At 59.5% G+C, this 16,642-nt stretch carries 17 protein-coding genes; 7 read left to right on the top strand and 10 right to left on the bottom strand.

All coding sequences use genetic code 11. The features are described from left to right. Positions 1-3: 3 nt before the first annotated feature. Positions 4-1,122: an LOG family protein gene (locus E1573_RS23125; protein ID WP_133216865.1), complete on the bottom strand. Its 1,119-nt coding sequence runs from the start codon at positions 1,120-1,122 to the stop codon at positions 4-6. Positions 1,123-1,513: 391 nt separating this feature from the next. On the opposite strand from E1573_RS23125, the gene E1573_RS23120 reads away from it, so the two are divergent. After that, entirely contained in the window at positions 1,514-1,714 is a 201-nt protein-coding gene (locus E1573_RS23120) for a hypothetical protein (RefSeq protein ID WP_133216864.1), read from the top strand. A 2-nt stretch (positions 1,715-1,716) separates the two neighbouring features. On the opposite strand, the gene E1573_RS23115 is transcribed toward E1573_RS23120, so the two are convergent. Further along, a complete protein-coding gene (locus E1573_RS23115; RefSeq protein ID WP_133216863.1) occupies positions 1,717-2,133 on the bottom strand; it encodes a quorum-sensing-regulated virulence factor family protein in 417 nt (138 codons plus the stop codon). Here E1573_RS23115 and E1573_RS26795 point away from each other — a divergent pair. The 4 genes from E1573_RS26795 (at position 2,132) to E1573_RS23100 (ending at position 4,440) form a co-directional block, all read left to right on the top strand. Beyond that, positions 2,132-2,296 (top strand): hypothetical protein, encoded by a 165-nt coding sequence (locus E1573_RS26795; protein WP_165957380.1) that lies wholly within the window; start codon positions 2,132-2,134, stop codon positions 2,294-2,296. The two genes, E1573_RS23115 and E1573_RS26795, sit on opposite strands and share 2 nt — an antisense overlap. Positions 2,297-2,370: 74 nt before the next feature. Continuing rightward, positions 2,371-3,081 (top strand): tRNA-uridine aminocarboxypropyltransferase, encoded by a 711-nt coding sequence (locus tag E1573_RS23110; RefSeq protein WP_133216862.1) that lies wholly within the window; start codon positions 2,371-2,373, stop codon positions 3,079-3,081. A 265-nt stretch (positions 3,082-3,346) separates the two neighbouring features. Then, complete coding sequence (gene erdR, locus E1573_RS23105) at positions 3,347-3,997, top strand: response regulator transcription factor ErdR (RefSeq protein WP_133216861.1); 651 nt, start codon at positions 3,347-3,349, stop codon at positions 3,995-3,997. A 77-nt stretch (positions 3,998-4,074) separates the two neighbouring features. Beyond that, positions 4,075-4,440 carry a diacylglycerol kinase gene (locus E1573_RS23100; protein WP_133216860.1) on the top strand — a complete coding sequence of 122 codons (366 nt, stop codon included), beginning with the start codon at positions 4,075-4,077 and terminating at the stop codon, positions 4,438-4,440. On the opposite strand, the gene E1573_RS23095 is transcribed toward E1573_RS23100, so the two are convergent. Further along, a complete protein-coding gene (locus E1573_RS23095; RefSeq protein WP_165957379.1) occupies positions 4,437-5,363 on the bottom strand; it encodes a LysR family transcriptional regulator in 927 nt (308 codons plus the stop codon). The two genes, E1573_RS23100 and E1573_RS23095, sit on opposite strands and share 4 nt — an antisense overlap. Positions 5,364-5,482: 119 nt before the next feature. On the opposite strand from E1573_RS23095, the gene fpr reads away from it, so the two are divergent. Continuing rightward, the gene (fpr, locus tag E1573_RS23090; RefSeq protein WP_133216859.1) at positions 5,483-6,262 is read left to right on the top strand and encodes a ferredoxin-NADP reductase; all 780 of its coding nucleotides are present in this window, start codon (positions 5,483-5,485) and stop codon (positions 6,260-6,262) included. Between the two features lie 127 nt (positions 6,263-6,389). Here the strand turns inward: fpr and tsaA are convergent, their stop codons facing one another. The 5 genes from tsaA to rimO all read right to left on the bottom strand — a co-directional run bounded on the left by tsaA (position 6,390) and on the right by rimO (position 10,340). Continuing rightward, entirely contained in the window at positions 6,390-7,085 is a 696-nt protein-coding gene (tsaA, locus tag E1573_RS23085) for a tRNA (N6-threonylcarbamoyladenosine(37)-N6)-methyltransferase TrmO (RefSeq protein ID WP_133216858.1), read from the bottom strand. Positions 7,086-7,092: 7 nt separating this feature from the next. After that, a complete protein-coding gene (locus E1573_RS23080) occupies positions 7,093-7,554 on the bottom strand; it encodes a DUF1456 family protein (protein ID WP_133216857.1) in 462 nt (153 codons plus the stop codon). Between the two features lie 47 nt (positions 7,555-7,601). Further along, positions 7,602-8,312 (bottom strand): rRNA pseudouridine synthase, encoded by a 711-nt coding sequence (locus E1573_RS23075; protein WP_133216856.1) that lies wholly within the window; start codon positions 8,310-8,312, stop codon positions 7,602-7,604. A gap of 130 nt (positions 8,313-8,442) precedes the next feature. Continuing rightward, positions 8,443-8,913, bottom strand: a complete 471-nt coding sequence (locus E1573_RS23070; RefSeq protein WP_133216855.1) for a GNAT family N-acetyltransferase — start codon at positions 8,911-8,913, stop codon at positions 8,443-8,445. 89 nt (positions 8,914-9,002) lie between these two features. Further along, entirely contained in the window at positions 9,003-10,340 is a 1,338-nt protein-coding gene (gene rimO, locus E1573_RS23065; RefSeq protein ID WP_133216854.1) for a 30S ribosomal protein S12 methylthiotransferase RimO, read from the bottom strand. A gap of 253 nt (positions 10,341-10,593) precedes the next feature. Between rimO and E1573_RS23060 the strand changes: the two genes are divergently transcribed. Next, complete coding sequence (locus E1573_RS23060; RefSeq protein ID WP_133216853.1) at positions 10,594-12,492, top strand: potassium transporter Kup; 1,899 nt, start codon at positions 10,594-10,596, stop codon at positions 12,490-12,492. Positions 12,493-12,561: 69 nt separating this feature from the next. Here E1573_RS23060 and E1573_RS23055 read toward each other — a convergent pair whose 3' ends face one another. Further along, positions 12,562-13,857, bottom strand: coding sequence for a virulence factor family protein (locus E1573_RS23055; protein WP_133216852.1), 1,296 nt, complete (start codon positions 13,855-13,857; stop codon positions 12,562-12,564). Then, positions 13,857-16,499, bottom strand: a complete 2,643-nt coding sequence (gene mprF / locus E1573_RS23050; protein WP_133216851.1) for a bifunctional lysylphosphatidylglycerol flippase/synthetase MprF — start codon at positions 16,497-16,499, stop codon at positions 13,857-13,859. Before mprF ends, E1573_RS23055 begins: the two co-directional genes overlap by 1 nt. Positions 16,500-16,642 lie beyond the last annotated feature (143 nt).

Genomic DNA, 16,642 nt, shown 5'->3' with positions numbered 1-16,642 from the left:
CGCTCAGGTTACCTTCAGTGCTTCGCGCGCCCGTTGTGTGGTGTGCATCGGCTCCGGCTTGGCCCAGTTTTCCGACAGGTTGATGAAGTCCACCAGTTCGCGTAGGCGCCCCTGGTCGCGGCCATTGAAGGCAAACGTCAAACGCGTCAGGTGGCTGAACCTGGCTTCGTCATGGTGTTCCCCCGAGTAGGCATGCTGGTGGTACAAACCACTCAGGCGCAGGTCAGCGAAGCCTTCCTGTAAATCGAGCAAGGCGCCTTCGCTAAGCGGATGGTGCATGCGGATCACGAACTGATTTTTCAACCAGCGGCTGGAGTGGTAGTTGCTGTAAAACTGATTAATCTCCTCCACTGCTTCTTCGGCACTTTGCACCAAGCGCAGCAGCTTCAGGTCGCTGGGCAGAATGTAGCGGTTCTCCTCCAGTTGGCGGGTAATGAAGTTCAGCGCGTCTTGCCAGAAGTTGCCGCCTGGGGAGTCCAGCAGCACCACGGGTACCAGCGGGCTCTTGCCGGTTTGGATCAGGGTGAGCACTTCCAGTGCTTCGTCGAGGGTGCCGAAACCGCCCGGGCAGAGCACCAGGGCGTCGGCTTCCTTGACGAAGAACAGCTTGCGAATAAAGAAGAAGTGGAACGGTAGCAGCCGATCAGTGCCATCCACCGTGGGGTTGGCATGTTGTTCGAACGGCAGGGTAATGTTGAAACCCAGGCTGTGATCGACGCCTGCGCCCTCGTGAGCAGCGGCCATGATGCCGCCGCCAGCACCGGTGATCACCATCAGGTTCGAGCGGGCGAGAGTCGCACCCAGTTCTCTGGCCAAGGCGTACATGGGGTGTTCGATGGGGGTACGTGCCGAGCCGAACACAGTGACTTTGCGTCGGCCTTTGTACTGCTCAAGGGTGCGGAAGGCGTGATCCAGCTCGCGCAGGGCCTGCAGGGTGATTTTGGCGTTCCAGCGATTACTGTCGTCCTGGGCCATGCGCAGGACCGTCAGCATCATGTCGCGGTACAGCGGCAGGTTGGGGCTGTCAGGGGCAACCTGCTTCAGTTGTTCTTCCAGCTTGCTCAGATCGATTCCTGTGTTCTTGAAGTGACTCGCCAGCAGTTCATTCGGTTGGTAAGGCATTCAACGTCTCCTTCTGCAGCAAAACCTCTGACCGGAATGTTACCGTTTCCGGCCGCGACACTGCGTGTGTCGCTGGCTGCTGTGGCTTGAGCGTACCGCTCAAGCATTGCAGTAGACCTGCAAGGTCTTAGTGCAGTGGTAATGGGCTCATTGTTGTTTTGCTCGGCAATGCGAAGGCAAAGCGTCGGCAGGCATCCCCCTGTGCGAGCCCTGAAACGGGCGGGCGCTTGCTATCAATCTAGACGCTGGCCGGAGGTTGTGCCGCAAGGATCTGCGAGGTGACAGGCAGAAGAGGCCGAAGTAGACCGCTCGTCAGTCAGGATCCAGGCCAGGCGCGGGTCTGGTTAACTGGAGGCGAGAGAGACTTGTAGTCGTGCAGGGAGGCTTAATTATGCAACGGCTTAATCTGGAGCTCGATGCGCAGCTGTTTGAGCTGCTCGAGCGCTCGGCCCAGGCCAACAACCTGAGCCTTGAAGAAGAGTGCCTGCGGCGCTTGGGGGGCGGTAAGCGGCAATCACGTTATGTCCAGGCGCTGGTGGCCGAACTGCGCGCCGATGAAGAGCAGCGGCGCGACAGTGAAGAGCTGGCCTAGGCTTATTTGCTCAGTTTGACACCGCAACTGGCGGCGTCGAAGGCTTGCTCGCCAACCCGGCGGTTGGTCTTGTACTCGGAAAAACGGTAGGTCAGTACCGCGCCTTTGGCCAGCAGCTGACGGTAACCGGTGTTTTTGCACACACTAGCGCCCAATTGGTCGCGGACTTTTTCCGGGTTGGCCTGCATTTGCTGTGCATGGCTGGCGCGCACACTCAGGTGGTTGATCAATTGCCTGCCTTCAACGGTGTAACCTTGATCGAGAATGTCTTCGTTGATCGCTCGCGGCGTGCCCACGCTGCTTTCCGTAGCTACTTTTTGCAGCATTTTGCTCAGTTCGTATTCCTGCTTGGAAGCGGCGGTGGCGGCCAGGGGCAGGGCGAGCAAAAGGCTCAAGGTCGGGGCGATGAAGCGCAGCATGAATTTCTCCTGGTTCAGTAACTGGCAGTTTGACCGGCAACTGCGCACGGTGTTCCCTCACGTGCAGAGCGGGGCGCCAGTGGGTAACGACAGGGGAACGATTATAGGGGAGTCGGCAGGCTGCCTGCACGGCAAATACCGTCTGCCGGTCAGCGGGCTCTGATAAACTGGCGCGGTTTCCCTGTCTTGCCGAGTCCGCGCAGTGCTATCCCTTAATTGTTTATACAGTCTGCAATCATGAGTCATGCCGTATCGCGCTTGCGCGCCGAGCGCCTGGCGCGCAGTGTCAAACCTTTCGTTGCTCGCGGATCACGCGCTCCTCGTTGCCCGCACTGCCGCGTGGTTCCCAGCCATTGCTTGTGTGCCTGGCGTCCGCAGGTGCCATCCGATTCAGCCATGTGCCTGCTGATGCACGACACCGAGCCGCTGAAGCCAAGCAATACCGGATGGTTGATCGCGGACCTGATAACCGACACCTCGGCGTTCAGTTGGCAGCGAACGGCTGTCGATGAGCAGTTGCTGGCCTTGCTCGACCAGCCTCACTGGCAACCCTACATCGTGTTTCCAGGGGAGTTCGTCGAGCCGCAAAGGGTGGTCAGCGAGGTAGTGCGTGAGCCAGGCAAGCGGCCGCTGTTCATTCTGCTGGATGCGACCTGGACCGAGGCGCGCAAAATGTTTCGCAAAAGCCCGTACCTTGACCGTTTTCCGGTGCTCAGCCTGCAGCCCGAACAATTGTCGCGCTACCGGTTGCGCCGTTCCAAACGTGACGATCATTTCTGCACTGCCGAAGTCGCGGCCATGTGCCTGGAGCTGGCGGGCGATCAAACTGCCGCGCAAGCCCTGGATGCGTATCTGGATGTGTTCAGTACCCATTACCTGAGCGCCAAGCATCAATGGCCAGTGGATGAGCAAGATGCGGTGCACCAGCGTTTGCATACCTTCCTATAGTACAAGGGGCAGGTGTGGCACATTGCGTCATAATGGGCAGGCTGGCGCTCACTGCGTGCTTGGCCTGACTGGGTAATCAACTTGACCACCCGGTGCTGGCTCGGCATCCTTGGCGCCGATTCGGGCATGTACAAGGCTTGAAACACCGCTGTTCCTGGCCTTGAAGTGCCTTTTGGGTGTGCGGCAATGCCGCCAACACCTTGAGTTGCCCGCCAGGCGCCTATTCTTCCTCCCTGCGCCTGCACAGAACAGGATCATTAGATTAATGGCCACGTACGAAATCCTGATTGCCGATGACCACCCGCTGTTTCGCAGTGCCCTGCGTCAGGCTGTAACCCTGGGGCTGGGGCCCGATGTTCGCCTGGTAGAAGTGGCGAGCATTGCCGAGCTGGAAACCCGTCTTGCCGAAAAGTCCGACTGGGACCTGGTCTTGTTGGATCTCAACATGCCCGGCGCTTACGGCTTCTCTGGCCTGGTGCTGCTGCGCGGTCAATACCCGCAAATCCCGGTGGTGATGGTGTCGGCTCAGGAAGAAGCCGCCGTTGTGGTGAAGTCGCGCGAATTCGGTGCTAGCGGCTTTATTCCCAAGTCCAGCTCCCTGGAAGTGATTCAGGACGCAGTGAAAAAGGTCCTCGATGGGGACATCTGGTGGCCGCCGCAGGCCTTCGAGAAGGTCGATGTCTCGGCAGAGGCCAAGGCTGCCAGTGAGGGCTTGGCCAGCCTTACGCCTCAGCAGTTCCGGGTACTGACCATGGTCTGCGAAGGGTTGCTCAACAAGCAGATCGCCTACGAGCTGAACGTCTCGGAAGCAACCATCAAGGCTCACGTGACGGCGATTTTCCGTAAGCTTGGCGTGCGCACGCGCACTCAGGCCGCGTTGCTGCTGCAACAACTGGAATCGGTCTCATCGAGCTGAGGCCACATTCTTCACGCTTTTTTGACCCGCCCTGCACTAGGCTGCAGCGCATTTTTCAGTGGATGAAGTGACCTTCTATGTCATCGCCTTTCAAGGGCCAGACCGGCCTCAAACGTATATTCAATGCTGCCGGCTATTCGTTTGACGGTCTGCGCGCAGCGTTCACCGGTGAAGCAGCGTTCCGTCAACTGGTGTTGCTCAATGCCGTGCTGATCCCTGTGGCGTTCTGGCTGGATGTCAGCCGTGCTGAGCGGGCAATTCTGATCGCTGTATGTTTGCTGGGCCTGATCGTCGAACTGCTCAATTCAGCCATCGAGGCCGCGATCGACCGGATTTCCCTGGACCGTCACCCGCTGTCAAAAAATGCCAAAGACATGGGCAGCGCCGCCCAACTGGTAGCGCTGACCCTGGTGGGGCTGGTTTGGGCGGTGATTCTGCTCTAGGCGATATTGGGCAGGACGATCTGGTCGCTGCGCTGTACACCTGCGGTAAAGTTGCGGCACAGTTCGAGGAACTCGCGCATGGCAGAAGTCTGGTACTTCTGCTTGTGCCAGATGAAGTAGAACTGCCGGGCAAGGTCCAGCTCCGGTGTTTCCACGGCCACCAGACTACCGCGACGGAAGGCATCGCGCAGAGCCAGGCGTGAAATACAGCCAATGCCCAGTCCTGACTCCACCGCACGCTTGATGGCTTCAGTGTGCTCAAGTTCCAGGCGGATGTTCAGGCTGGAGCGGTGGTGGCGCATCGCTTGGTCAAAGGTCAGGCGGGTGCCGGAGCCCTGTTCGCGCAAAATCCAGGCTTCGTGCGTTAGTTCTTCCATCGTCGCCCGGCCACGGCTGGCCAACGGGTGTTGTGGGGCACAGAACACCACCAGCTCGTCTTCAACCCAAGGTTGCACCTCAAGGTCCGGGTGGTTGCAATCGCCTTCGATTAGACCCAGATCAATTTCATAGTGAGCAACCTGTTGCACGATATGCGCAGTGTTCTGCACATGGAGCTTGACCTGACTTTCCGGATGCACCTGCATGAAGCTGCCAATCAGCAGTGTGGCCAGGTAATTGCCGATGGTCAGGGTGGCGCCGACCGCCAGGGAACCGAAACCTGACTTGCCGTTGAGCAAGTCTTCGATTTCCTTGGCCTGATCCAGCAGGGCCACTGCCTGAGGCAGCAATTGATGGCCCAGCGCGTTTAGACTCAGACGTTTGCCGGCACGGTCAAACAGCTGGCAACTGGACTGACGCTCAAGTTCGGTGATCGAAGTACTGGCAGCCGATTGCGATAACGCCAGTATGCCTGCGGCTCGCGAGACGCTCTGATACTGGGCTACGGCGACGAACACCTGGAGTTGACGAAGCGTAAATCGCATATCTATATAACCGATAAGACATATCTTGATAATTCATTTAACAGATATTGTCGCTCGCACTAAACTATCGCGCAATCGCGCTCTAGGTTAGCGCTGCGTTTTATTTCAGGAGCCCGTACATGAGCAACATGAACCACGAACGTGTCCTCAGTGTTCACCACTGGAACGACACCCTGTTCAGCTTCAAGTGCACCCGTGATCCGGGTCTGCGCTTCGAGAATGGTCAGTTCGTGATGATCGGCCTGCAACAGCCCAACGGCCGACCGCTCATGCGCGCCTATTCCATTGCCAGCCCGAACTGGGAAGAGCATCTGGAGTTCTTCAGCATCAAGGTGCCGGATGGCCCGCTGACCTCGCAGTTGCAGCACTTGAAGGAAGGCGATGAGATCATCATCAGCAAGAAGCCTACCGGTACTCTGGTACTGGACGACCTCAACCCGGGCAAGCACCTGTACCTGCTGAGCACCGGCACTGGCCTGGCGCCGTTCATGAGCGTCATCCAGGATCCGGAAACCTACGAGCGCTTTGAAAAAGTGATCCTGGTTCACGGCGTGCGTTACGTCAACGAAGTCGCCTATCGTGAATTCATCACCGAGCACCTCCCGCAGAACGAGTTCTTCGGTGAGGCGCTGCGTGAAAAACTGATTTACTACCCAACCGTTACCCGCGAGCCTTTCGAGAACCAAGGGCGACTGACCGACCTGATGCGCAGCGGTAAGCTGTTCGAGGATATCGGCCTGCCACCGATCAACCCTCAGGACGACCGTGCCATGATCTGCGGTAGCCCGAGCATGCTTGACGAAACCAGTGAAGTGCTCGACAGCTTCGGCCTGAAGATCTCTGCACGTATGCGCGAGCCAGGCGACTACCTGATCGAGCGTGCTTTCGTCGAGAAGTAAGCAGCGCTGAATCAAAAAAAGCAGGCCTCGGCCTGCTTTTTTTTTTGCTGCTGTGGGAGCGGGCTTGCCCCGCGATGCGATGTATCAGACAACCTGCAATCGCATCGCGGGGCAAGCCCGCTCCTACCTAGAGGTCCAGGACCACTTCCAGCACCCGGATTTGATCCGGCTGCGGATAGTGCCAGCGCACCTGCACGTCCCAGAATTTCACCCCATACACACGCTCTGGCGGCGGAACCTGATACGCCGGGCGCGGATCCTGAGCCAGGCACTGTTCAATCAGCTCCACCAGCGGCTCTGCGAGGCGTTGTGCGTGTTCGCGGGCCTGAGGCAGGGCACTGTCGCTCCAGCTCACCGCAATCGGCGCTGGCGGCGCGCTGGCCATCTGGTTGGTCGCTGTGCTCACTGCGTCGGCGTAGGGCACATAAGGCTTGATATCGAGGACCGGTGTGCCATCGAGCAAGTCGATACCCGACAGCAACAGACGCCCGGCTTCTACCTTTTCCAGACGCACCACCGACTGGCCAATGCCATTCGGTCGATGGGTCGCACGGGTGGCAAACACCCCCATGGAAGTATTGCCGCCTAGGCGCGGTGGGCGCACCTTGAGCCGTGGCTTGTCTTCCAGGGCCTGGTGGAACAGGAACAGTAACCACACATGGCTGACGTGTTCGAGCCCGGCCACCGCGTCTCCGTTGTCAAAGGGTGGCAGCAGTTCCAGTACGCCACGCGCAGCAGGCGCCAGTTGCGGCTGGCGCGGGATCGCGAACTTTTCCTTGAAGCAGGAACGGACGTAGCCGATAGGCGCAACGCTGTAGTTCATCGGCGGCTCAGCCACGGACCCGCAGGGTCAGGCCCTTGAGGAAATTGCGCAGCAGTTGGTCACCGCAGGGGCGGTAGTTGTTGTGCCCGACTTTACGGAAAAGGGCACTTAGCTCCGGCTTGGAAACCGGAAAATCGGCCGCCTTGAGGATCGCATGCAGATCGTCTTCCTTCAGCTCGAAGGCAACCCGCAGCTTCTTCATGATGATGTTGTTGGTCACCGGCAGTTCGACGGGCAGCGCAGGGCGGCTATCGTCTTTGCCACGCTTGAACATCACCAGGCCATCGAGAAAGTGCGCGATGACTTCGTCCGGGCAGCGTACAAAGCCTTCTTCGTCTTCTTTCTTCAGGTAGGCGACAACGTCGCTGGTACTGACGTTGAAACCGGTCAGCTTGATGATGTCGGCCAGTTTGGCGTCATTGACATCCAGCAGGTAGCGCAGGCTGCGCAGTACATCGTTGTGAATCATTGTGACAATCCTGTTCGGGGCGCTACCCGGGTGGCAGCGCCTTGTTGCTAGAATCTTTCGTTGCTCGCCAGGTAGCGCCATTGGCCCAGCGCCAATTTGCTCATGGAGACGCCACCCAAGCGAATCCGGCGCATGCTCAGCGGGGTAACGCCAACGCTGCTGCACAGCAAGGCAATCAGACCCGGCTGCGGGTTTTTCAGGACCATGCGCAGGCGCGTTTCGTTTTGCCAGCTGGCTTTGATCTTCGGCAGTTCGTTGCCCTTCCAGTTGAAGCCGCGGTTCAGCCGCTCAAGGCCGTGGGCGATCATTTCACCGCTGACCTCCACCACATACTCCTGTTCAAGTTTGGACAGGTCGGCGTTGAGCTTGCGGGTTACCCGCCAGTCCTGAGTGAATACCTGCAGACCGCTGGCGCCTTCTTGCAAGGGGGCCACGCAGCTCAAACGGGCAAAATGGCCCTTGAGTGGGCGGCGGCCCTGGCTGTGCTCTGCCGACAGGGTGCTGGCCGTGATGCTGCGACATGCGCTGTCAACGTCCAGCCCGGCTGGTTGGTGGAGCAACAGCGTGACCGGTTCCAGCGGTTCGGCGCGTGCGCCGGCCTGCAACTCGACGGTGTGCTCGGCTACCTTGAATTGCGGTTCATCGACCACCACGCCGTCGACCGTGACCCAGCCACCCTCGATGTACAGTTCTGCTTCCCGGCGGGAGCAACCGACCAGTTCGATAAGGCGTTTGGATAGGCGAATGGGTTCAGACATGACGACAGCCGTAGGCATTGGGAAAGATGCCTATTGTAACCGTCCGGGCGCGCTCAGGCCCGGCAACATTCACCCATCCGGCCATTAATCTGTGATTTCACGGTATTTAGGAAATGGACTACGTCGTCTGTCAGCTCGTTTGGACGGATTTTGTCTGAATAAGCCTCAGATGGAGTAGGGGGTAGGGTTGGCCCATGCCGTCCGTTTCCGAACGTCCTACAACTTCGAAGCCTTGGCGCAGGTAGAAGCCCAAGGCCTGGGGGTTTTGTTCGTTAACATCCAGCTGGTCGGCATTGAGTTCGTCGATAGCGTAACGCAACAGGCGTTTACCCAGGCCTTGGCCGCGCAAGGCCGGGTCGATGAACAGCATTTCTACCCGGCCAGCGGCCACCCCGGCAAAACCGGTGATGCGCTGTCGGGCATCCTTACAGCAAATCAGCATTACCGCATCGAGGTACTGGCTGAGCAGTAGTTCACGCAACAGGCAGATATAGCTCTCGGGCAGAAAATCATGGGTTGCACGAACCGACGCTTCCCAGACACGCGCCAGCTCCGGATAGTCGCTGAAGCTGGGGGTCTGCACGCTGTTTTGCCTATACATCGCTCGGTTCTCCTTGGCCAATTGAGAGAACGATAGTTGCAAAAAAAAGCCCCGCCAGAGTTGGCAGGGCTATTTTTCAACGGCGGTAATTAGATGGGTTCAGCCCACATGTCGTACTCGTCGGTGTCGGTTACCCGGCAGCGTACGGTGTCGCCCGGCTTGAAGCCGTGGTTGCCATCGATGAACACGTTACCGTCGATTTCCGGGGCATCGAAGTAGCTGCGGCCCACCGAGCCTTCTTCTTCGACTTCGTCGATCAGCACGTCGATTTCGCGGCCGATGCGCAGTTGCAGACGGGCTGTGCTGATTGCCTGCTGATGGGCCATGAAACGATCCCAGCGCTCTTGCTTGACGTCGTCCGGAACCACATCCAGCCCCAGGTCATTGGCCGGAGCACCTTCGACAGGCGAATACTGGAAGCAGCCAACGCGGTCGAGCTGGGCTTCGGTCAGCCAGTCGAGCAGGTACTGGAAGTCTTCTTCGGTTTCGCCCGGGAAGCCGACGATGAAAGTGGAGCGGATGATCAGCTCCGGGCATTGTTCGCGCCACTTCTTGATTCGCGCCAGAGTGCGGTCTTCGAACGCCGGACGCTTCATCGACTTGAGCACTTTCGGGCTGGCGTGCTGGAACGGGATGTCCAGGTACGGCAGGATTTTGCCAGCGGCCATCAGTGGGATGATGTCGTCAACGTTCGGGTATGGGTAAACGTAGTGCAGGCGCACCCAGGCGCCGAGGCTGCTCAGTGCTTCGCACAGTTCGAGCATGCGCGTCTTGACCGGGCGGCCGTTCCAGAAGTCGGTCTTGTACTTGACGTCGACACCGTAGGCGCTGGTGTCCTGGGAAATCACCAGAATTTCTTTGACCCCAGCCTTGACCAGGCGCTCGGCCTCGCTGAGTACGTCGCCGACCGGGCGGCTGACCAGCTTGCCACGCATCGACGGAATGATGCAGAAGCTGCAGCTGTGGTTGCAGCCTTCGGAGATCTTCAGGTAGGCGTAGTGGCGCGGGGTGAGCTTGACCCCTTGCGGCGGTACCAGATCGATCAGCGGGTTGTGGTCCTGACGTGGTGGTACCACTTCGTGTACGGCGGTGACCACTTGCTCGTACTGCTGCGGGCCGGTCACGGCCAGTACGCTTGGGTGCACATCGCGGATGTTGCCTTCCTCGACACCCATGCAGCCGGTGACGATGACTTTGCCGTTTTCCTTGATGGCTTCACCGATCACCTCAAGGGACTCGGCCTTGGCGCTGTCGATGAAGCCGCAGGTGTTGACCACCACCACATCGGCGTCCTGATAGGTGGGCACGACTTCATAGCCTTCCATGCGCAGTTGGGTCAGGATGCGCTCGGAATCGACCAGGGCCTTGGGGCAACCCAGAGATACGAAGCCGACCTTAGGCGTGGTGGGCGTAGGAGTGGTGGACATGACTAACCTCGGTGTAAGGGGGACAGTCGTGCCACAAGCGCGCTGTCCTGTTGGGCGCTAGCAGCGCCTCTGATCAAAAAGTGCGCAATTCTAGCGGGCGCAAAGTCACTTGACCAGCAGAAAAGCGACGAACGCTAAGCTATGCTTCGCGACGGTACACCTGCGTTTGCATCGGGCTGTGAAAGCGTGCGTATTGGGGTTGCAGGCATTTTAGCGTTAACTGGCCCAAGGGTCTTGGTTGCAGGAGCGGCGGATGGCACAGGCAAGCGATCAGGCAGATTCCGGGCATTCGGCGGCCAAGCCGCTGAGCTTGCTGGTGGCGGCAGTCGGGGTGGTTTACGGTGATATCGGTACTAGCCCCTTGTATACCCTCAAAGAAGTGTTTTCCGGCAACTATGGCGTGCCGGTCAATCATGACGGCGTGCTGGGCATCCTGGCACTGATCTTCTGGTCGCTGATCTGGGTGGTTTCGTTTAAATACGTGGTGTTCGTCTTGCGCGCCGACAACCAGGGTGAAGGTGGCACCATGGCCCTGACCGCCTTGGCTAGGCGGGCGTCGGCACCGTATCCCAAACTGCGCGCGATGATGGTGGTGTGTGGGCTGGTCGGCGCTGCGCTGTTTTATGGCGACAGCATGATCACCCCGGCCATTTCGGTATTGTCGGCAGTGGAGGGGCTGGGGCTGGCATTCGATGGCATCGACCATTGGGTTGTGCCGATCGCACTGGTCGTGTTGGTCGGGTTGTTTCTGATTCAAAAACATGGCACCGCGCGTATCGGCATATTCTTTGGTCCGATCATGGTCGTCTGGTTTTTGGTTTTGGCGGCGTTGGGGGTGCATGGCATATCCCAGAGCCCTGAGGTGCTTAAAGCGTTCAACCCAGTTTGGGCGGTGCGCTTTTTCATTGTTCATCCCGGCATGGGCGTCGCCATTCTCGGCGCGGTAGTGCTGGCCTTGACCGGCGCCGAGGCGTTGTATGCCGATATGGGCCATTTTGGTCGCAAGCCGATTGCACGGGCCTGGTTTGCCTTGGTGCTGCCTGCGCTGGTACTCAACTACTTCGGGCAGGGCGCGATGCTTCTGCAAAACCCGGAGGCCGCGCGCAACCCCTTCTATTTACTGGCCCCGGGTTGGGCCTTGATTCCGTTGGTCGGGCTGTCAACGCTGGCAACGGTGATTGCTTCCCAGGCGGTGATCTCCGGGGCTTTCTCTCTGACGCGCCAGGCGATACAGCTGGGGTATGTGCCACGGATGCAAATTCAGCACACCTCGCATGACGAGCAAGGGCAAATTTACATTGGTGCCGTGAACTGGGCGTTGATGGTTGGCGTGATCTTGTTGGTGCTCGCCTTCGAGTCTTCTGACGCGCTCGCGTCGGCCTACGGTGTGGCAGTGACCGGGACCATGCTGATGACCACGCTGCTGGTGTCGACGGTCATGCTGTTGCTGTGGAAGTGGCCCCCCGTACTGGCGGTACCGGTACTGGTCAGCTTCCTGTTTGTCGACGGCCTGTTCTTTGCCGCCAACGTGCCGAAGGTGGTGCAAGGCGGGGCCTTTCCGGTGCTGGCGGGGATCGCCTTGTTTGTCTTGATGACCACCTGGAAGCGCGGCAAGCAGATTCTGGTCGAGCGCCTTGATGAGGGCAGCCTGCCTTTACCGCTGTTTATCAGCAGTATTCGCGTGCAACCTCCACACCGGGTCGAAGGCACGGCAGTGTTCCTGACTGCGCGCCAGGATGCCGTTCCCCATGCGTTGCTGCACAACATGCTGCATAACCAGGTCTTGCATAACCAGGTGGTGCTGTTGACCGTGATCAGCGAAGACACACCCAGGGTTCCAGCGCATCAGCAATTCGAGATTGAAGCCTATGGCGAAGGGTTTTACCGGGTGCTACTGCATTTCGGTTTCATGGACGAGCCGGATGTGCCAGGTGCGTTGAAGCTGTGTCACCTTGAGGGGGTGGATTTCAGCCCAATGCGCACCACTTTCTTTCTCAGCAGGGAGACGGTGATTCCGTCGCGGCTGGTGGGGATGGCGCGGTGGCGGGCGATGCTGTTTGCATTCCTGTTGAAGAACGCCAATGGCACTTTGCGCTTCTTCAACCTGCCATTGAACCGGGTAATTGAACTGGGTACGCAAGTCGAAATGTAGGGGCGGGCTTGCCCCGCGATAGCGATATGCCAGGCAGATCGCTATCGCAGGGCAAGCCCGCTTCTACCGTCAGTTTTGTTCTGCGACGCTGGTTTTGCCTTGGCGGCTTTCGATGTCGCTGATCAAACGCTTGGCCAGTGCCGGGTAGTTCTCGTCAAAATGATGCCCGCCCGGAAGTTTCAGGCGTTCGCCCACTGCCGTGTGGTCGGTGCAGCCGCTTTCGTCGGCTTCTTCTTCACCGTAAATGCACACTACTTTTGCCGCCGGTAGCTTGGCCATTTCCGGGCCGGTAGGGGCTTCTTTGCCGGCATTGCCCAGCCAGCCTTCCACTTCGATTTCAAAGCTGCCACTGCGGGCAAAGGCCAGGAGGATGACTGCGTCGATGCGTTTCTGGTCTTCAGCGGGAAGGCGGTTGTAAATCGCTGGTAGAACATCTGCGCCGAATGAGTAGCCGGTCAGCACAAAGCGCTTGGTGCCCCATTTCTGGCGGTAATGCTGCATCAGCTCCGACAGGTCTATGGCGCTTTGTTCGGGCGTTTTGTGTTGCCAGTAGTAGCGCAGGGTATCGATGCCCACCACCGGATAGCCGAGTTTTGCCATTTCGCCGGCGACGTCACGGTCCAGGTCGCGCCAGCCGCCGTCACCGGAGAGGAACAGGGTCACGGTATCGGTGGTTTGCCCTGCAGGCACTTCAACCACCGGGATGCTCATGGCGTTGCCTTCTTCACCCACCAATGCCTGGGTCAACTGCGCCTTGAGCACTTGCGGCAGGTGGATGTCGTAATCACTGATACTGGTTTCGGCATTGGGTTGATCGCGAACAAAGGCGGCGCTGGCGTCGTCCGGGTTATCGTTCCAGGCCACGTTCCAGTGCCCGTGAGCCGCCGACTTGGGCAAGGGGGTGCTGCAGCCGGGGCGTTCGACACTGAAATCTACCGAAATGGCCTGGGCTTTGTCGTCTTTTTGGGCAGCCAGCCACTGCCAGGCTTGCGCGGCGCCTGGGCCGATACCGGCCACCAGGCTTGCCGGGCCTTGCAGTTGTTGCAGCGCCTGATTCAAGGCGGTTTGCTGCAAAGCGCAATCGGCCGGTGGCAGGATCACTTGAACGATCTGCGCTTCACCGCTCTGGCTCAGGTTCAGCAACTGTTTGTCGGAGAGAGCCTGATCCTGAGGCACAGCGATGGCCACATGGGCTTTGGCGCGAGTACCCGGTGTGGCGCGGGTCAGGCTGCTGCCGTCGCGTGTTGAAAGGTGTTCCAGGCGCGCCTCAGGGGCGGGGCGCGCCCATAGCCAGAAGCCCAGGATGGCAGCTAGCAAACCCAGCACCAGAGTTGCCAGCAGGTACGGCCAGTAGCGTCGAATCATCAGCGTTTCACCAATCCGGTCAAGCCACCTGCAATCAGGGCGGCGGTATCGGCCAGTGCCACCAGCGGATCGAGCCCGGCCGGCACAGCCATGTAGCGGGGTTCCCAGTCGGGCTGGAACTTGTCTTTGAAGCGGCGCAGGCCTTGGAAGTTGTACAGCTGCTCACCACGTTGGAACACCATCGAGCCCAAACGTTGGGTCAACGGCGCACCGCGACGAGGCTGGAGGCCGGACAACGGCACCATGCCCAGGCTGAAGCGGGCATAGCCTTGGCTTTTGTAGTGCAGGATCAAGCCGATCATCATGAATTCCATGGTCAGCTTTGGTGCTTCTGGATGGGCGCGCATCAAGTCGAGGCTGGCCAGTTCGCGGCTATGGGTTTCCAGCAGGTTGGCAAAGGCCACCGGGCGGCCCTCGAAGCGGATCAGCGCGATGCGAAAATGTTGCAGGTACTCAGGGCTGAAGCGGCCGAGGGAGAAGCCTTTCTCGCGCACGTTTTTGCCGCTCAGCCAAGCGTCGGAAATTGCTTTGAGCTCATCGAGCGGCGCCTGCCCCGGCTCATGCACCTCCAGGCTCAAGCCATCGCGGCCCCCTCGGTTCCAGGTGTAGCGCAGGTCTTTCATCTCTTTGCCCTTGGCTTCCAGGTCAAAGCGCTGAAGATCGACGCGTGCTTCTTCGCCCAGCTTGATCGCGGTCAGACCGATGTCCATGTAGAACGGCAAGTTCTCTGCGCGCACCTGGTAAAACACCGGGCGGGCATGGTGCACATCACACAGGTCACGGAACTGCCAGATCATCTCGGCGCGTTTCTGCGCCGGGCCGATGGGGTCGTACAGTGCGACCAGGCTGCGGCCGCGGTGGGCGTACATCAGAAAGGCATCATCTTCGGGATCGAACAGCAACGCTTTATCGCCGGTCAGTGCCAGGCCTCCATCAGGTTGGTCCGAGGCCTGCAGGATGTGTTTGGCACGCTGCAGCTCTTCGCTGCCTGGCAAGTGGATGACCGGACGCGCAGTGCGCAGCAGCCAGGTCAAGGCAACCGCCACCAGCAACACCGCGCTGCCCAGCGCGGAACGCAGGCCACGTGGGGCGTCGGCATCCAGGGTGAATTGCCACCACAGCTCATGGCTATACGGTACGTCTTGGTAGGCGAACAGCAGCAGCCAGATCGACGCCCCTAGTACACAGGCACTGGCGACCAGGTAGACCGGTGAAAAGGGCAGTTCGAGCAAGCGGCTGGGGCGGTAGAAAGAGCGCCGGAACAGCGCCAGCAAGCAAGCGATGAGTGTCAGGATACTGGCTTCTTCCCAGTCGAAGCCCTTGAGCAGCGAAAGCAGGGCGCCGACCAGCAGCAAGATGGTGGTCAGCATCCAGGCCGCAGACAGGCGGCGGCGCAAGCCCTGAGCCAGGAGCAGGCACAGCACACCAATCAGGCTGGCGCCGAAATGCGAGGCATCGATCAGGCGATGGGGAATAAGAAAGCCAAGGTGCTCAAGGCGCTCGTCAATTTCCGGCGTAGCCCCCGAGAACAGCAGCACAACGCCCGAGAGAAACACCAGTACCGCCAACACCGGGGCAGCCAGCCCCGACGCTGCGCGCATGGCTTGGCGGGTGAGCAAGAAGCGCCGTGCCTCGTTGATCAGCAACAAGGCACAAGCCAGCAGCAATGGCAGCACCACATAGATCAGGCGATAAAGCAGCAGAGCGGCGGCCAGAGGCGCGGCACCCAAGTGATCGGCGAAGGCTGCCAGCAGGATGGCCTCAAATACCCCGACGCCACCGGGCACATGACTTAGCACCCCGGCGGCGAGGGCCAGCAGGTACACCAGTAGAAAGGCGCCGAAGGGCGGCGCTTCAGGCAGCAGCAGATACAGCACTGTCGCTGCTGCCGCTACGTCCAGAGCGGTGATCAGTAATTGCAGGGCGGTCAGGCGTGCACCAGGCAGGCGCAGGGTGCGTCGCCCGATCCGCACCAGCAGGTTATCGGCCTGCGGCTGTTCCGGCAGGCGTCGACGGTACAGGCCGTGAACCAGAAGAACCGTAACAACTAACACCGCCACGGCGATACTGGCCAGCAGCGCTTGAGGCAGATGCAAGGCTGTAGCTGCTGCCGGCAGGTTGCTCAAGGTGGCCAAGGCCGCCAGTGGTGGCAAAGCACAACCCAGCGAAAGGCTGGCGAACAGGGTCATGCGCGCGACTTCGGCGGCACCAATGCCTTGGCGTGCGTAAAGCCGGTAGCGTACAGAACCGCCGGACAGCAGTGACAGGCCTATAGCGTTGCCAATGGCGAAAGCGCTGAAACCGCCCATGGCCAAGCTTTTGGCAGGCAATTTGATGCCGGCATAGCGACTGGCGGACCACTCGTAGCCGAGCAAGATAACGAAACCAACCGCTGTGGCCAGCAGTGCACCGGCCAGGGCTGATGGTGGCACGCTGAGCAGCGAATCGTGCAGGGCATAAATGTCCAGCTCGCTGAGCAGATGGCGACAAGCGATCAGGGCAATGGTGAACAACAGCAGCGTTATCGCCAGGCCAATCGGCTGCTTGTAGCGGCTTAAGCGTTCAAGCCAGCGCAAACGCTGTGCGGCAACGGGCAAAGCAGAAGTCACGGGTGCTTCAGTGTCGGAAGTCTGGCTGCGCATCAAGCATCTCTTGAAGGGTGCACGCCAGGAGGAACGAATCCAGCCAAGGTACCAATCCCTATGGAAAGTAATGGCCACTATGATCGGGCCGCTGCCTGCCTAGAGGATAGTTAAAGAAAATTTATATTGCCGCATGGGCTGGG

The organism is Pseudomonas sp. H9, assembly GCF_004353925.1.
Lineage (GTDB): Bacteria > Pseudomonadota > Gammaproteobacteria > Pseudomonadales > Pseudomonadaceae > Aquipseudomonas.
Note: the sequence above shows the minus strand (reverse complement) of the source record. Positions and strands in the feature narration are given on the sequence as shown.

Bases quoted from the DNA above. Each gene is read 5' to 3' on its own strand.
- E1573_RS23125 (WP_133216865.1), bottom strand. From the start codon at position 1,122: ATGCCTTACCAACCGAATGAACTGCTGGCGAGTCACTTCAAGAACACA.
- E1573_RS23120 (WP_133216864.1), top strand. From the start codon at position 1,514: ATGCAACGGCTTAATCTGGAGCTCGATGCGCAGCTGTTTGAGCTGCTC.
- E1573_RS26795 (WP_165957380.1), top strand. From the start codon at position 2,132: ATGAATTTCTCCTGGTTCAGTAACTGGCAGTTTGACCGGCAACTGCGC.
- E1573_RS23115 (WP_133216863.1), bottom strand. From the start codon at position 2,133: ATGCTGCGCTTCATCGCCCCGACCTTGAGCCTTTTGCTCGCCCTGCCC.
- E1573_RS23110 (WP_133216862.1), top strand. From the start codon at position 2,371: ATGAGTCATGCCGTATCGCGCTTGCGCGCCGAGCGCCTGGCGCGCAGT.
- erdR (WP_133216861.1), top strand. From the start codon at position 3,347: ATGGCCACGTACGAAATCCTGATTGCCGATGACCACCCGCTGTTTCGC.
- E1573_RS23100 (WP_133216860.1), top strand. From the start codon at position 4,075: ATGTCATCGCCTTTCAAGGGCCAGACCGGCCTCAAACGTATATTCAAT.
- E1573_RS23095 (WP_165957379.1), bottom strand. From the start codon at position 5,363: ATGCGATTTACGCTTCGTCAACTCCAGGTGTTCGTCGCCGTAGCCCAG.
- fpr (WP_133216859.1), top strand. From the start codon at position 5,483: ATGAGCAACATGAACCACGAACGTGTCCTCAGTGTTCACCACTGGAAC.
- tsaA (WP_133216858.1), bottom strand. From the start codon at position 7,085: ATGAACTACAGCGTTGCGCCTATCGGCTACGTCCGTTCCTGCTTCAAG.
- E1573_RS23080 (WP_133216857.1), bottom strand. From the start codon at position 7,554: ATGATTCACAACGATGTACTGCGCAGCCTGCGCTACCTGCTGGATGTC.
- E1573_RS23075 (WP_133216856.1), bottom strand. From the start codon at position 8,312: ATGTCTGAACCCATTCGCCTATCCAAACGCCTTATCGAACTGGTCGGT.
- E1573_RS23070 (WP_133216855.1), bottom strand. From the start codon at position 8,913: ATGTATAGGCAAAACAGCGTGCAGACCCCCAGCTTCAGCGACTATCCG.
- rimO (WP_133216854.1), bottom strand. From the start codon at position 10,340: ATGTCCACCACTCCTACGCCCACCACGCCTAAGGTCGGCTTCGTATCT.
- E1573_RS23060 (WP_133216853.1), top strand. From the start codon at position 10,594: ATGGCACAGGCAAGCGATCAGGCAGATTCCGGGCATTCGGCGGCCAAG.
- E1573_RS23055 (WP_133216852.1), bottom strand. From the start codon at position 13,857: ATGATTCGACGCTACTGGCCGTACCTGCTGGCAACTCTGGTGCTGGGT.
- mprF (WP_133216851.1), bottom strand. From the start codon at position 16,499: ATGCGCAGCCAGACTTCCGACACTGAAGCACCCGTGACTTCTGCTTTG.